A 17,319-nucleotide genomic window follows, 5' to 3' on the forward strand; every position below is an offset into this window, starting at 1 on the left:
CACTGAGGTACATCATGAACATCAAAAACAAAGGAAAGCGCGAGCTTCCCCCCACCCATCCCGGCGCCATGCTTCGCGAAGATTTCATGCCTGGTTACGGGCTTACCGTCACCACCCTCGCCGAGACGCTCGGTGTATCGCGCCAGACCATCAACGAGCTGCTCCGCGAGCGGCGTGCCCTCACCCCCGCCATGGCGCTTCGGCTTTCCCGGCTATTTGGCAATAGCCCCGAATTCTGGCTCAACGCCCAGCGAGCCGTGGATCTATGGCAGGCGGAGAAAGAGCTGGCAAAGGATTTGGAACGGATTCACACGCTTCGAGCAGCATAACAAATTTTTCGTATCACGTAAAAGTCCGCAGATGCGGGCTTTTACGTGCGCGGCGACTTTCCCACCCTCATTCCCCACAAGTTAGTCAATAAATCCAATTCTCATAATATAGCAACAACGAAAAAACAAAATTTTCTCCTCAGAAAATGGAAAATTCAGCGCGCTTTCAACAAATACCATGAATCGTTATCTTTCTTCCCTTTAATCGTTCGTCAGCAGACCAAGGATAGAAAGCGTTTCCGAAATGGATCTTGCAGAACGCAACACCTGAAATTATCAATTGATTTTTCATGTCGATCCGATGCAGAATCGAAGTTGTTAATGGACTGAGGTAATGAACGGAGGGGTGGCTGCATTGCCCCTGGGAGATCAATGGGATCCTTGCGCGGCAGCAAAAAATTTCACATGACGGTGCGGGTGGCAACCTTCCTGGCCGTATTAGGCGTCTCCGTGCATGCCTCTCTGGCAGCCACCGACAGCTATGCCATCAACAGCCGGCAGCAGTTTATTGACAGGGGTAAACTCCATGCCGGCGTCAAAAACAGGGTGGAGCAAACCGGCGAGGCAGACATAATCCTCGTTCTCAACGACATCGATGTGATCAGCATGGCCGACCGGATAAAAGAACGGCTTGAAATCAGGAACGACAGTCCTGAAATCACGGCCGAAAAGTCGAGGTTATTCACCAATAAGAAGAAGCAGGCACTTACGGCACTATCCCCTGCACATTATCAGCTATTGCAGGATTATGACCAGCTGCCGGTCATGCACCTGAAGGTGGACGCAGAGGCGTTAGATGCCCTGCTACAGCTGGATGAGGTGGTGCTCGTCAACGAAGACCGGGCTTTTGTTCCACATTTATCGGCGAGCCTGCCACTCATCGGAGCCCTCGAGGCCCACGCTGCGGGAGCCACCGGGAGCGGCACATCGGTGGCAGTACTGGACACGGGCGTCAACTACACGCTCGCTGCTTTCGGCAGCTGCACTGCGCCAGGCATCCCTGCTGGCTGCAAAGTAGCATATACCCAGGATTTCGCGGCCGATGACGGGAGCCTGGACGATAACGGCCATGGCACCAATGTGTCCGGGATTATTGTCGGTGTCGCCCCGGATACGAAGATTATCGGGCTCGATGTCTTCCGAACCGACGGTTATGCCTATGATTCCGACCTGCTGGCGGCACTGAACTGGGTACTGGCCAATCGGACAACCTACAACATTGCCGCGGTAAACATGAGCCTGGGAGGGGGCAAGTATACATCAGGATGCCCCACTGACTCCCTCGCCTCAGCAATCAACAACCTGAAAAGCGCCGGGGTGGTGAGCGCAATTTCTTCAGGAAATGACGGCTATACGAACGCGATTTCCTCGCCGGCATGTATCCCTGCGGCCGTTTCGGTCGGAGCCGTCTACGATGCAAATGTCGGCAGCAGGAACTGGACCGTATGCAGCGATCTGACCACCACGGCGGACAAGGTTACGTGCTTTTCCAATAGCGCCTCATTTCTGACCATACTCGCCCCTGGCGCCCTGATCAGTGCTGCAAATATCACCATGGCGGGTACGTCCCAGGCGTCGCCCCATGTTTCGGGCGCAGTTGCCCTGATCAGGGGCCAACATGCATCTCTCACCGCGACAGAGATCGTCAACAAGCTGTCGAGTACCGGCGTATCCGTTACCTACAATAGCATCACCAAACCCCGTTTAAATGTGGCCGCAGCGCTACGATTTCCTCAGATAGCGACCCAGCCGGCCTCCGTCGCTTTCGGCTACCTCCTGATCGGCACAGGCGAACCCGCCCAAACCTTTACCATCACCAATACCGGCGCACTGGATCTCTCCGTCGGCACCATCGCCTTGACGGGTGCCGTTGCAGACTTTGTCATGCAAAGTGATTATTGCTCCGGGCAAACCCTCACGCCGGCGGCAAGCTGCAGCGTCAGCGTAAAATTTTCTCCCCAGTCGGCCGGTTTCAAAACCGCAGCTCTTTCCATCCCATCAAATGATCCTGATCAACCCTCTCTGGCTCTTCCTTTGAGCGGTACAGCCGGCATGAGCTACACCCTGACAACAGCTAAAGCCGGCTCGGGGACCATTACCAGTGCTCCGGCCGGCATCAGCTGCGGTGGAGACTGCACTGAACTGTATCCTCAAGGTGCGGCAGTAACGCTGACAGCCTTGCCAGACCCGGGTTGGGTCTTTGCCGGCTGGTCCGGGAGCGGCTGCAGCAACGGGCCCTGCGTGGTGACATTAAATGGCGATTTCAGCATCACGGCGCTCTTCAGTCTTCTGCAGCCGGTCAAACTTTCTTCTGTTTCAGGATCAGGTTATCCCACCATTCAATCCGCCTATGATGCCGCAGCGCAGGTGGACGCCATACAAATCCTCGCACAAACCTTCACTGAAAATATCTTCCTGAACCGGCCGGTCTCGGTTATCCTGACTGGTGGCTACGACAGCACCTATACCAGTCCCCAGGGGCTTACCACCATTAATGGCACGATGACCATCAGCGACGGTACGGTAACGGTCGCAAATCTGGTTATACTGTAACGGTTGACCCCATTCCTGCCTGAAGCAAAGTCCCCTGCCCAGCAAAATTTCCGGGAGTAACAGCGTTATTCAACTTAAATAAAGCCCGGCCGGGATAACCCGGCCGGGCTTTATTGAGAAGCAACTGTTGCATTATAGAACGACTAACGCTGCAAGGTGTAAATCGTTCCAATACTTCCGTTTCTTGCAGCCGTTCCGCCGTTTCCGCTTATGCCACCCGAAACTTTGATATTCTCTGGAGCAAAACTGCTCATTCCGTAATAAATCGCGATCCGACCGCCGCCGCCGGCGCCATAGTTCGTATTGGCTGTGGCTGCACCGCCACGGGCGCTGATCGTCCCGCTGCCTGTCAGCGTCCCCACGTTGATCTGGATACTACCGCCACTTCCGCCACCGCTGACATACGTGGTACCGCCATCGACCAGGATACTCCCCAACAGGCTCATCGTCCCGGCGCTTATCTTCACCAGACCTCCACCATTGCCACCAGCATTGCTGCTGCTTCCATTTCCGCCACCACCGCTTCCCAACTCGTTCGGCAACTGCGGATTCCCGTAACTGCCGTTCACATTGCCGCCCCACGCAGATATGCCGCCCAGACCGCCGTAACTGCCGCCGTTGGTATATACACTCCCACCGTCGGTCGTGTTCCCCAATGTCCGCCCGGTATTCGTGTTGTTCTCCCCCTGCCAGCCGCCCAGATATCCCTTCCCGCTTACGTCGATCTTTGAAGTGGCGTCAACGGTAAAGTCGGTAACTGCGTCGATCTTTAACCGGTACGCAGTAGTAGTTGTTGTCGACGGTTGAGTTACCATACCTGCGTTCGTAACACTTAGTTGATCCGCATAAATCTCGCTTGCGGTAAGAACAGAGTTGTCCACAATAACGTCGGTAGCCACATTATACTGCTCAGTAGTATAAACTCGCGCCTTACCCAGTATCTGCAGTTGATTCAGGGCAAACACTCCGCTGAACGTATCCCCCACGGCCGCCATCTGGTTCAGGTTACCATCTGCAGAGTTAATATAGATGGTATCGGCAGTGTTGTCCTTAATCGTGAAGTAGACACTCTGGTTCACATTCGGATTGATTCTCAATCCTGCAAACGCACCGGCGGTCCAATTCGATCCGGACATGGTCAGACTGTCGGAGGTAATGATTGAAATGGCTCCACGCCCGATCAATTTCATCAGAGTAGAGTCGTCACGCGCATCTATCCCCCGGTTATCAACGATCAGGTCTCCAAGCGATTTCACATCATCCTTCAGGTAGATCGTCCCTGCTCCGCCGTTCCGCGCGGTGTTGCTGCCGTCACCGCCTTTTCCGCCAGAGGCGGTAATGTTGACCGTCGGGAAGGCATTAACCCCGTAATAAATCGCGATCCGACCACCACCGCCGGCGCCATAGTTCGTATTGGCTGTGGCTGCACCGCCACGGGCGCTGATCGTCCCGCTGCCTGTCAGCGTCCCCACGTTGATCTGGATACTACCGCCACTTCCGCCACCGCTGACATACGTGGTACCGCCATCGGCCAGGATACTCCCCAACAGGCTCATCGTCCCGGCGCTTATCTTCACCAGACCTCCACCATTGCCACCAGCATTGCTGCTGCTTCCATTTCCGCCACCACCGCTTCCCAATTCATTCGGCAACTGCGGATTCCCGTAACTGCCGTTCACATTGCCGCCCCATGCAGATATGCCGCCCAGACCGCCGTAACTGCCGCCGTTGGTATATACACTCCCACCGTCGGTCGTGTTCCCCAATGTCCGGCCGGTATTCGTGTTGTTCCCTCCCCGCCAGCCACCAAGATAACCCTTGCCGCTTACGTCGATCTTCGAGGTGGCGTCAACGGTAACTGAACCGGCCGTTACTTCCAGTTTCCATTGACTTGTCGTTGTGGCAACATAATGGGAAAGAACGCTCTGGTTCTTAAGTTCAAGCACGCCCGAAACGTTTACCGCTCCAGCTACTGTAACGACACTGTTGTCAATCGTTAGGTTACCCGGCGCCTTAATCCCACCCGAAACCGTCAACTGGCTGCCGGCAATCACCATGTCCATACCAGGGTTCAGGTCTCCGTTCATAGATATAGCGGCACCACCCCTGACGTCCACCAGGCCATAGTCACCGCCCGGCACCGTTGTCGTGTTGGACGTCAGTATCCCCCGGTTATCAACTATCAGGTCTCCAAGCGATTTTACATTATCCTTCAGGTAGATCGTCCCTGCTCCGCCGTTCCGCGCGGGGTTGCTGCCGTCACCACCTTTTCCGCCAGAGGCGGTAATGTTGGCCGTCGGGAAGGTATTAACCCCATAATAAATCGCGATCCGACCACCGCCGCCGGCGCCGTAGTTCGTATTGGCTGTGGCTGCACCTCCTCGGGCGCTGATCGTCCCGCTGCCTGTCAGCGTCCCCACGTTGATCTGGATACTACCGCCACTTCCGCCACCGCTGACATACGTGGTACCGCCATCGACCAGGATACTCCCTAAGAGGCTCATCGTCCCGGCGCTTATTTTCACCAGACCGCCACCATTGCCACCGGCGTTGCTGCTTCCATTTCCGCCGCCACCACTTCCCAACTCGTCCGGCAACTGCGGATTCCCGTAACTGCCGTTCACATTGCCGCTCCACGCAGATATCCCGCCCAGACCACCGAAACTGCCGCCGTTGTTATATACACTCCCACCGTCGGTCGTGTTCCCTAGTGTCCGGCCGGTATTGGTGTTATTCCCCCCCTGCCAGCCCCCCAGATACCCCTTGCCGCTCACGTCGATCTTCGACGTGGAGTCAATGGTGACATTTGTTGCGGTGATGTCTAGCATCTGCACAACAGCGGTCGTTGCCCCGGAATGGGTGAGCATGCTCTTATTCTGCATTACGATGTTGCCGGCGGCCTTCAACGAACCGTTAATGATGAGGGTGCTGTTGTCCATCAACAAATTCGGTATGGCAATAGAACCGTTGATGGTCATCTGGGTGTTGGTCAGGACTATGTCGCTCTCGGTAGTGAAGCTGCCGTTCATGGCGATGAGTGTTCCACCCTTTACATCAACAGTTCCGTAATCGCCGCCGGGGACCGGCGTAGCTACGCTGCTGACAATAGCATTATTGCAGATAATCAGGTCTGCCTTATCCTTGCCGTTATTCTTCAGGTATATGGTCCCGGCCCCGCCGTTACGGGCACTGTTGCCTCCATTGCCGGACTGTCCGCCGGAGGCGATGATGTTGGCAACAGCGAGACTGATCGTGTCATAATAGACGGCGATCCGCCCGCCACCGCCAGCACCATAAGAACTGCTTCCACCGCGGGCATAGATGGCACCACTGCCGGTCAGCGTTGAAACGTCAATCAGTATGCCGCCGCCGCTGCCGCTGCCATAGGTTGCTGAAGCCCCGTCAGCAAGGATACTCCCGCTCAGGCTTAAGGTACCCGCCTTGATCCGGACAAGTCCGCCACCATTGCCGCCCGCATAGCTGGAGTTGGTAGGATAGCCGCTTCCGCCGCTTCCCGGCTCGTTGAGATTGGTCAAATCGCCGTATGCTCCGTTGACACTGCCGCTATAAATTCCGCCCAGACCGCCGTAACTGCCGCCGTTGTAATAGTCGCTGCTCGTTCCGCTCGTCATGTTCCCATGGGTCCGCGGCAAGCCGCCATTCAATCCTTGCCAGGCACCAAGATACCCCTTGCCGGTTACATCGATTTTGGACGCGGCATCGATGGTAATACTGGATGCAGCAATATCCAATTGCTCTGCCCCTGTGAGCCCCGTCTGCTCATGCGTCAACACGCTGCCACCAGTGAGTGACAGCGAATCCGCAGCCACCGGCCCGTCGAAGACGACGTAACTGCCTGTAATCGAGATCGTGCTGTACCGCCCTGCAGCCACCACGTATGGAGCAGTGCTTGTCCCCTGACCGGCCACTGAAACCGCCGTTACCGACTGGGTCGTGAAGTGCAGCACATAATCCGCGGTAAGCGGATTTCCTGCCATGTCGGTCACAGATGTGGATACGGTCAGCCGGTACGGCGTATCCCCGTCCAATGCCGTTGCCGGAGTAAAGCTAATGCTTTTCCGATCTGGAGAGAGCGTTACCGTCCCCCCAACCATCAGGTTCGTCCCATTGTCTGTCATCAAGGAAACCGAAGTGGCATTCACCGTTGACTGTGCAAGCACTTCATAGAACGATACCGTAAAGCTTTCCGTTGCCGCCACGTTCACGGCGTGGTCCGCGATGGATGCACCGGCCACCGTCGGCGCAACGATATCCGACACTGTCAGGTTGATGCTGGATGAACCGATATGTCCGGCAGCATCAACAGCACTGCAGGTAAGGGTGACGGTTGCATAGGATGCGGCATTCGCTGTCACATTGAAGGCAAAATCCTGCGATACCGCCGTCTGTAGCGAGCCGAACGGCAGGGTCATCATTCCCGAAGCCGCGCCGGAAGCGGTGCAGATCAAGCTGCTCACACCCGGATCGTGGTTGACGGTAACGGTTGCGTTCCCTGCGTCACCCGGTCTGTATTTCGTTGTCTGGCCAGGACTGGCAAGAGTGACCGTTGGTAACGCGTTATAGTGAGACCGTATTTCCTCTGGAGACAAGGCGCGCTTGTAGATGGCGACCTCGTCCATAAGGCCGTTGAAATATCGACCTGTCGTGGGCTCAAAGCCCAAATTGAGAGGAGAGGTGCCGGCCTTCAGCACGGTTATCGATGAAACTTTCGAAGCGACTTCAACGCCGTTCACGTAAAGCTTCACCGCCCCGGCATCGAACGTCGCTGCCACATGATGCCATTTGCCCTGGGTAATTGGCGCGTTTGTCGAAACTGTGTAATCGATTGCACCTCCGTTTCCGCTGATATCGAAGCTGATTTGCCCTGATGGCACCAAGCCGATTCGATACGTAGAGTCGCCATAGGTTCCAAACTTATCAATGATCTGCTGGTACGTACTGACGTTATTGGGTTTTATCCATGCTTCCAGCGTCATCGCAGTGGTTACATCCAGGCTGGCGCTGTCGGAAATGGAGACGTAGTCGTTAGATCCGTCAAATATCGCCGCTGCCGCTCCCTCGATCAACTCGGCAGAGAACACGGCGCCATTACCAGTAGCATGGTTCCCGTTCCCGGAATAATCCAGCCAGTTTCCGTCCAGATGCCAGAGTCCCACGATGTCCGGATCGCGCTGGTTGGCCGGGAGGAGGTCCACCGAAATGGTGACCGGATCGCTGGCATTCCCCGCCATGTCCCGGCTGGTGATGTCGAGGATGTTCTGCCCTGGTTGCAGGGAGTAGATCGTTTGCCAGGTGGTTGATGCATCGTGGCCGACCACCTCCCTGCCGTTTACCCTGACGGACGCGTCCGCTTCCTTGGTTCCAGTAAGGATGATGTTGTTGTTGAATGTGGGTGACTCTACAGCATTGACTGTCGGCGGTGCAGGAGGCAGACGGTCGCTTGTCAGTGCAGCATGGTAATGTTCGAATATGTCTTCGGCAGGAAGGGCCTGTTTGTAAACGGCCACTTCATCGATCAACCCTTTGAAGTATCTCCATGTCTGCCAATCGTCCCAGCCGATATACAACGGATTTGTGCCGGCTGTGTATAGATTGCCGTTATAGGCGACCGTACTTCTCACTACGCCGTCAACATAGAGCTTTATGCTGAAACCGTCGTAAGTTCCCGCATAGTGGTGCCACTGGGTCGGATCGAGATCGGGATCATTGACTGCGGCATACTGCGATCCTGCGTAGAACCTAAGCTCCTTCGACCCTTCCACCGGACGCAAAGTGTATGCCCCGTATTTACTCGCAATTGAGCCTGAGCCCCACATGGGCGTTGCGCTCTTCGCCCATGCCTCCACCGTAATCGCAGTCGGATTCAGGCTGGAAGAATTATTCACCTTGATATAATCGTTCGCACCGTCAAAGCTCCCCGCCATGGCGCCACCGGCATGGTCGGAGGCAAATGCGGCACCACCGCTGGCCGTCCCATGATTCCCGTTGCCGGAGGAATCGCTCCAGTCGCCATCCATGGTCCAGAGGCCGACCAGGTCCGAGCTGGGACTCTGGGTCAGGAAGGCCCCCGTGTAATTTACTGCAGTGAGATTGCCGGAAATATCCGCAATGCTCGCCTTGAAGGTGATCGTGTAGTCTCGGCTGAAGCTGAGCTGCCCCAGAGGTTTGAAGATGGCGCTCGAATTGTCCGCAGAGAGCCCCACAGTGCCCGCCACCGGGCCGAATGCAGAGGAGAGGGAGATACTGTCGCTCTTCACGGAAGCCGGATCGATGGCCTCGCTGAAGGTGAAGGCGATGGCAGAGCCGACCGGGACGTTCTGCGAACCGCTTGCCGGGCTGATGGTCTTGAGGGACGGCGCGGTATTGTCGGTGGTGAAGAAGACATCGTACGGTGCGGCCAGGGAATTGCCGGCGGCGTCGGTAATGGCCGCAGTAACGGTCAGGGTGTAGGCTGCGCCGCGGGCAAGTGCGCTTGTCGGTTTGAAGGTGATCCCCTTCCGGTCGGCGGCAATGGTGACGCTTCCCGGCACGGGCTGCCCCGCCGTGTCGGTCAGAACAACTGAGGAAGCGGTAACAGAAGACGTCGCAAGCGCCTCGCTGAACGAGACCGAGATCGACGAGCCTACCGGCACGTCGGTAGCGTTGTTGGCAACGGACGCACCCGTAACCTGCGGCGGAATCACGTCAGCCACCGCAAGGGTTATGGATCTTGTTGCCAGGTAGCCGGCTGCATCAAAGGCAGTGCAGGAGATAGTAGTCGTCGCGTTGGAGGCCGCGTTGACCGGAACGGTGAAGCTGAACTCCTGGCTGACACTGCTCTGCGGCGAGGGCAGGGCAAAGTCCCGGTTTTCCGTGACCGCACCGCTGGCGCTGCAAGCGATACGGGTGACGCCGACATTGTCCGTAGCATCGAAGGTGGCCGTGCCGGTATCGCCCGGCCGGTACTTGACCGTCTGGCCGGTGCTTACGAGAGAAACCGCCACCGGGGCGATGCCGTCATGCACAGTTAAAGTCCGCAGGGCAGCCTGGCTCGAATTTCCCGCCGAGTCCTTGGCAATGGCGGTCAGAACGATATTTCCCCCTTGGGTGATGGTGGTGGGCGCCGTAAAATTGAATGTAGTAGAAACGTTTTTGCCCGAGAGATTGGTTTTTGTCTGGGTAGCCATGACCTCTCCGGCAACTGTCAGGGCAATCTCTTTCACGGTCAGATCGTCACTACCCTGGACGGTAACACTGAAGCCAGCGCCGGTATTGACACTGCTTCCTTCAGCTGGAGCGGTAAACGCCACCGTCGGCGGCTGGTCCGCCGCAACGGTCAGATCTAGAGATACCGGAAGCCAACGGTTCCCCACCCGGTCCTGGGCCACGGCCTTCACCTGCACAGCCCCTTCCTTTGAAAGCAAGAGGTTCATGCTGTAAGGAGCCGTGGTGTCGGTGGCCGTCAACATGCCGTCCACGTAGAAATCGACGAATGCCACGTCCGTGCCCGGGGAAACGGCAGTGACAGCCACCGTGTTGCCCCGGATCAGGTCGGCGTTGGCCGGGACGGTGAGGGAGCTGATGGTCGGCGCGATGGTGTCGATGGTGTTGAATGAGGAGAGGAAGGTCCCCTGCTGGATATTTCCGACCATGTCGCGGGCATTGGATACGGAAACTGTATAATTCCCGTTTGCGACAAGCGGATTGAGCGGTGTAAGGACCGCCACGGTTCCCCCCTGGATCAGGTCAAGCTGCGCGGCAACCGGGATATTCCCCTGCAGGAGCTTGATCCCGGAGACATTGGCGGGATCGATGGTTTCACTGAAGGTGACCCGTACCACCCCGTCGGTTGCCACCTCGATCGTCCCGTTGGAGGGGGAGACCGATTTCACACTCGGCGGGGTATTGTCAACAGTGGAAAATGTGCTGGTAAAGGTCTGCGGCAAGGGTCTCTCGACCCGGTCCTGGATTCCGGTGGTAACGACAACGGTATAGAGAGTAAAACCGGTCAATGGCGCCGACGGGGTGAAGGTGACCCCTTTATTGTCCTGATCAAGCACCAGTGAGCCGGTGATGCGGCTCGTTCCTTGCTGGATGTAAACTGTAGAAGAATTGACAGTGAGCGGATTGGCCGGCTCGGAAAAAAGGATTTTAATGGCCTGGCTGACCGGAATGTCAACAGCTCCGCTGACAGGATCCACCGCAATGACGGTAATCGGCTTGTCATCGAGGATGATGGTACCAACCGCTACGACTTCTCCATTAGAAACGATATTCCCCAAGGCGTAACCGATCGCAAGACCGGATGCATCTTCTATGGAGAGCTTGAAAGAGCAGAGCGGAATATTATTGAAACCGAACTGGCCGTTCGTATCGATGACCGCGATAAATGTTCTGCCGCCGCCGGTGAATTTCACCACTCCGCCACGGGCTGGAGTAATGCCGTCAGCCATGACAACCGTGCCGGTGACGGAACCGACGGAACCAAAGGTGAGATTGATGTCGACTATCTGGCCTTCGTTGTCCAGGGTCCCGGAAGCTGAAGCAGCGGTAAGCCGTTGCGGATGGCTGGCGCGAAGAGTAAATGAGGAAGCCGGAACGTCGGCAAAGCGGTAGCTGCCGGTTGAATCGGTATAAGCGTCGGCGGAAGTCGTGTTGGTCTGAATGGTCACCCTCGCCCCCTCAAGAGGAGCAGTGGTGTTCGTATCGAAGACAATCCCTTCGACAACGCCTATGCCGCGCAAGGTAATATCCGCCCGAGCGATCTCACCGTCACCGGTGATGGTAGTTATGGTCTTTCCGACCCGATTGGCGCCGTTTTCATTGGCACGGATCGAATAGGATTTGCCGGCTGCAAGGTTCAGGAAGCGGAAAGCACCGGTTGCCGGATCGACCTGGGTGGTAACGCCGCTCTCCTCCAAGGTCACGGTGGCGCTCCCTGCCGGAGTGGTGCGGTCCGGCATCAGCACACTTCCTTCGATGGAGCCGGTCGGAGCTATGTGCAGTTCGGTCTGGGCAATTTCACTTTCATAGCTGATGGCGCCGGTGGCCTGGCCGTGCAGACGGGTTAACGGTTCGGTTGCATCCAGATTGAACCGACCGGCCGGCACCCCGGCAAAAAGGAAGCTCCCATCCGGACTGGTTGATGTTTCATTGGAATAGCTGCTGACGCCGTTTACCCATATTCTCACATTTGCATTGGAGACCGGTGCGGTCCCTGAATAGTTCAATACCCTTCCCTTGACCACGCCGATGGGGGTGACAGCCACGTTGGCAATCACGGTTTCTCCATCTGAGGTCAATTTACCGCCGCCGACCCCTCGCCGTTCGCTGATCGGATCAAAACCCTCCAGGGTGAAGTCCCCGAGCGGCACAAAATCCAAACGGAACTGTCCGGCAGTGGCTGCCTCGGTGGAGGTAAACGCATAGGCGACCACTTGCTTTCCACTGTTGAGAAGTTTTATCTGCCCCCCCTGAATCGGCGTAACCCCGTCCGACTTGAAAAAGGTGCCGCTAAAGCTGCCGGAGGGGGCCAGCCTGACGTCGACATTGACTGCGGCATGGTCAAGCGGGATGTTTCCTTCGGCCCTCCCGCCGCGGTTTGAGCTTCCCATGGCAGAAATGGCATAGCGCCCTTCTGTGAGATTCTCGAAAGTTATCGTGCCATTCGGACCGGTGACCCCGTTGGCAAGGTCATTGGGAAAATCACTCCCCTTTAAACTGATAGCGGTATTGGGCGCAATGGTATTGTCTGCATTGAGCGCACGCACAGTCATGGAACCACGCCCGAGTAAACGTATGGTGACAGCAACGTCACGTCCCGCAGGGACGGAAACATACCCCTTCCCCTTGAGAGTGGTAACCAGATCTTCGACCAGGACACTGTAATTCCCCGCCGGAATAACCGGCCTGAACTGGAATTTACCTTCCGCGTTCGTGGTGACGACCACATCAGCGCCGCCGAAAGTTACCGCAACCGTAATATCCGCCCCCGCCGGCGTGCCATTGGGCAAGAGCACCTGGCCGGATATGGAGCCGAAGGTGTCTTTCAGTACCAGGTCCGCAGTTGCTGTCTCATTGTTGGCGGTTAAAGTGCCTCTTTTGGAAACAAGGGTGGGGCGGAGAACATTGAACGCACTGACCGTAAAATCACCCACATAGACATTGGTAAAGGTGTACCTGCCGCTCTGGGGATCGCTCTTCACATTTGCCGAGCGATCATAGCGGAGCCAGCCGAGACCATCGGGCCGCATGGAGGAGAGCGCCACATCCGCCCCCACCGGGATCATGCCGGAGCCTTCATCGTAAATGGTGCCGGTAACGCTCCCCATGCCGACCGGATGGAGATCGACGGTTCTGGTCTGGGTGTCGTACCAGAGGGTGGTGCTGGCATTGGCAATCTCCCGGCCGTTGACCACTGTAAGATAATGGGTTTGCATCGGCAAAGCGGGAATGACGTATTTCCCTTCTCCGTCCGCCTTGTATGCAAAATATGTGTTGCTGAACAAATTCACCAGCCGCACCGTGGCATGGGGAAAGACGCTGCCGTCCAGGCGATAGACGGTCCCCTGGATGGTCCCGGTAAAAAAGGATTTTGCCGGGACAAACAGGTAGGCATTGGCAGTATCGCCGGCGGTCAGCAGGCTTACGCTGAGTGAAACAAGTGTCTGATTGAAGTCCCGCGGATTGGTTACCCTCAGGGAGACCGTACCGAGCGGGACCCCGCTGATGGTGAAATTACCCTGCGTGTCGGTCTGCACGATCCTGGTTGTACCATCCACGTCTGCTATTACATGGAGACCGGCCACCGACTGGCCGTCCTCCCGTTCGACTTTCCCGGTAACCGTACCGGTCCCTTTCAGGATAATGTTGAAAACAGATGTGCCCCCTTCCAGCACCGTACCACTGGCGGAGGTTCTTTCACCGCTGGCGTCGTCCTTCACGTCGATCCGCAGTTTGCCGGCAAAAATGCCGTTGAAGGCATAGCTGCCGTCTGAGCCGCTCCTCATCCAGTTGCTGTATCTGACTCCGCTACCTTCAAAAATCTGGGCGACAACTATGACACCCGCCCGGGGGGTACCGTCTGAACCGAGCACCTTGCCGGCAATATTGCCCCGTTTTGCATCCGAAAGCCGATAGATGGTGATGTCCTGTGTAATGCTGCCGCCGTTATCGGGGAGGGTCCCCATGATGCTCCCCTCGGCAAAGAGGGATTGGCTGACCGCCTTCAAAGTGAAGGCGCCGACCCGCACGTTGGCGAAAGAAAAAGCGCCGACAGCATCGGAAACGGCTAAATACGACCGGTCACCGCTCAAGGTAGTTATCAGCACCTGGGCACTTGCCACCGCCTGGCCTGCGGCATCGCGCACCACCCCGGAGACGCTGCCGCGCGCCTTCATGAAAAGATCAAGATTGAGCTTCTGTTCATTGAAAACTACGGAGGTGATGATATTGGCCCCATCAGACGTCTGCGGATCAACCGCCTCGACTTGGAACGGCCCGGACGGATCGTCATTTTGCAAAACATAGTCGAACTGGTAACGACCGTTGGCATCGGCCGGCTTTTCACTGATGATGAAGTATTTCTGGAGGCGCTCATAGTCTTGTTCAACCCACTGCAGCTGCATAAGCCGGACAACAGCGCCGGGTATCGTCTCACCGCTCGCTTTCCGCACGGAGCCGTTTACCAGAGCGGCAGGTCCCTTGGCGGTGGTGCGGATCGGCATGGTGACCGGAGTAAGCTGGTTCTGTTTCAGGTCCGTGATGCCGGAAACAGTGATTTTCCGCTCGACAAACGGACCGATGCCGTCCCGAAGGAGGATAAAGGCCATTCTGCCGCTAGGCTGGAGGTAAGAAATGCGTGCCGCGTTCTCATCGACGCTGTAATTGGCCAGATTTTGGGCGCTCACCTTGGTGACCTTTTCGGAAAAAAGGATCGCCACGGTGCGGCCATGCTTGTCGCCACCGGGGCCGAAACCGGGGACAATCTGGGTGACAGCCACCACCTCGGGGGCCTGGTCAGGAATGACAAGGGTGGCAGCGGGGGCAATAATAGTCTCAGGGACGCCGTCGCCATTGGTATCGATTTGCAGGGAAAAATCGCTGCCGCCGGGAGTGAGGCCGAGCCGCGCCTTGGCGCCGGCCGGCATGGTAATGCCGGTAAACGTTACCTGGCTAAGGACGCCGTCGGCAGCGGGGATGACAATACCGAGATCGAAGCCGGCATCGGCGTAAGCCTCCAGGTCAAGCCGATAACTACCGGCATCCAGCTTGGTGACAAGGGTCAGGGTGCTGCGACCCGTATCGTTCCGGGAGAGGGACAACTGATCACCGTAGGGGATCTCCCGGAACATCTCACCGTCAGAGAGCCCGCCGCTGCGGTTGCCGACAGAGTCGGAAAGACGGACCCTCACCGGCGCACTGGTGGTGATAACGGAAATATGGCCGGGACGGTAGGAGGATTGTCTCGCCAAGCCGGCCTGGAAGGGAAACGCGCCGGTCGCCTGGATTTCATTCTGGAAGACAGCGGCAATGGCGTTGTTCAGGTTCAGCCCTTGGGTGGAACGCCGCCGCAAACTGTCGAAGGGACGATTGGCATTGTCCGAGCCGATGAAGTCAAAGGCCAGGTCTTCCACCGCCTTCACGGTCGTATCGTTCAGCAGGATGCGCAGCCCCGCCTCGGAAAGGTCGTTGGCGCGAGCGGTGATGATCTGCTTGGGAATTGGAAGGACATCGGCTGGGAGCGCGCCGGTGGGCGCCGTGGCAACACTCCATGCCTGGCCGAGAAGTCCGACTGCGGCATTGATCAGATCAGCAGGTAGTCCGTCGGTATAGGGAAGGATGAGGCTGTCGGGGGAGAGCGGAATCCCCAGCTCCCCGACTCCCATACGGAGGATAAAGCGCCCCTTGACCTCTTCCGAGGCAAAGGCGGTGGCCGTGACCTTGCCGGTGCGCTGGGAGATGACGCGATACTTTATCGTCGCCGATGAGCCCGACAGTATGGTTTCGATCTGCTTGTCCGGGTCCTCGCCGTTGGCAAAGACGGCACCCGACAGGGCGCGGGAGTCAAGGTGGATGGAAACCAGGTTGGCGACCGCCTGCGAGGTATTGGTAACCGTGACGAACAGGTCGTAAGCCTCGCCGCTCCGCACCGTTGCCGGATGGCCGAGGGTTATGGAAAAATCGGGGTTACGCACCAGCACGGCGCCGGTCGCCTTGCCCTTGAGGGTAACCGGGCCGATGGGGAGCCCTTCGAGGGTGGCAGTTATTTCAAAATCGAGCTTATGGGTCCCTTCCTTCAGCCCCTCGATGGTAAAATCCGCCTGTCCCGATTCAGCCGGATGGAGAAGGCTGATATCGTCGGCAGTGCCGTATTTGCCGTCTGGACCGGCATGCATCGCCGGCATGATCCGTGGAAAGAAACCGCCAGTCCCTTTGGCCATGCGTAAAGGGTCATCGCCGGAAATGTCATCGGTACCGGGGTTTAAATCCGCACCGGACGGGAAGATGATTTTAACCTGGATGTCCTTTACCACCAGGTTGGACTGACCGGGAGCACCGTTGGTGACGATGGCCATGGCGCTGAAATACTGATGGAGAAAGCCTATATTCCCCGGGATAACGACGATACCGGGGATGGGGGGAAGTTGAATCGGCGGCGCTCCCGGTTCACCCACTTTGGACGCTTCAAGCATAAACCCGGAGATGCTGATATTTTCGGGGACAGGGGTCTGGGGGGAAGCAGTTATTTCCGTCGGCATCCCGAGTCCGATGCCAGGCATAGGCGGCAGTTTCTCGGGTTCATATAGAGTTGATGCATTGGGAATAAGCACCGGCAGTCTCAGCGGCACCTGGCCACTCTCTGTGGCAATGGCGGCGGTAAACTCGTATGCGGTAAAGTTGGAGCTGTCGAAGGTCACGCCACGATCCTGCAGCTCCTGGGTAGAGAGCGGCCGGGTAGTGACCGAGGTCACGAGCGGATCCGGGATCGACTCGATGGCCACCGCCTGGGGCACGGCGCCGAACAGGGTCTTGCCGCTTCCGTCCACGAGGCGGATGTTATTGAGGGTGTATTTGCCGATGATAGCCAGGGTCGGGAGGTCGAACGGTTTTCCCGGCTTGGTCACGAGAGGAAGCGGGGTCTGGAACGAAGGGCCGGAAAGCTCGGCCCGTACCGTGTAGTCGGCGGGAAGCTGGGCAGCGATCTCGTCAATGTTGAACGTGCCGGTATCGAACAGGGTGTTCACCTTGCTGGCGATCCCCTTCGGCACTGCCTGGTATTCGGGGTCAGCCTTGAGCCCCACGCCGACTATGTTGAAGTCGAAGCTGGAGAGGACATTGGCCAGAGGATCAGCCACCTGCGCCGTCGCGACACCGCCCATCCCCAGAGTAATCAACACCGCCCACACAATTCCGATCAGTCGTTTCATATCGCCCG

General features: G+C 57.3%; 3 protein-coding genes. 2 read left to right on the plus strand and 1 reads right to left on the minus strand.

All coding sequences use genetic code 11. The annotated features are described in order from the left end of the window. Positions 1–14 precede the first annotated feature (14 nt). Entirely contained in the window at positions 15–329 is a 315-nt protein-coding gene (locus GURA_RS15320; protein ID WP_011939849.1) for a HigA family addiction module antitoxin, read from the plus strand. 372 nt (positions 330–701) lie between these two features. Next, positions 702–2,882, plus strand: coding sequence for a S8 family serine peptidase (locus GURA_RS22965; protein WP_011939851.1), 2,181 nt, complete (start codon positions 702–704; stop codon positions 2,880–2,882). 143 nt (positions 2,883–3,025) lie between these two features. On the opposite strand, the gene GURA_RS15330 is transcribed toward GURA_RS22965, so the two are convergent. Beyond that, positions 3,026–17,311 (minus strand): Ig-like domain-containing protein, encoded by a 14,286-nt coding sequence (locus GURA_RS15330; RefSeq protein ID WP_011939852.1) that lies wholly within the window; start codon positions 17,309–17,311, stop codon positions 3,026–3,028. Positions 17,312–17,319 lie beyond the last annotated feature (8 nt).

It is taken from the genome of Geotalea uraniireducens Rf4 (genome assembly GCF_000016745.1).
Taxonomy (GTDB): domain Bacteria; phylum Desulfobacterota; class Desulfuromonadia; order Geobacterales; family Geobacteraceae; genus Geotalea; species Geotalea uraniireducens.

What these genes read in the sequence shown, in the direction of transcription:
- GURA_RS22965 (WP_011939851.1), top strand. Translation starts at nt 702, where the DNA reads ATGGGATCCTTGCGCGGCAGCAAAAAATTTCACATGACGGTGCGGGTG.
- GURA_RS15330 (WP_011939852.1), bottom strand. Translation starts at nt 17,311, where the DNA reads ATGAAACGACTGATCGGAATTGTGTGGGCGGTGTTGATTACTCTGGGG.
- GURA_RS15320 (WP_011939849.1), top strand. Translation starts at nt 15, where the DNA reads ATGAACATCAAAAACAAAGGAAAGCGCGAGCTTCCCCCCACCCATCCC.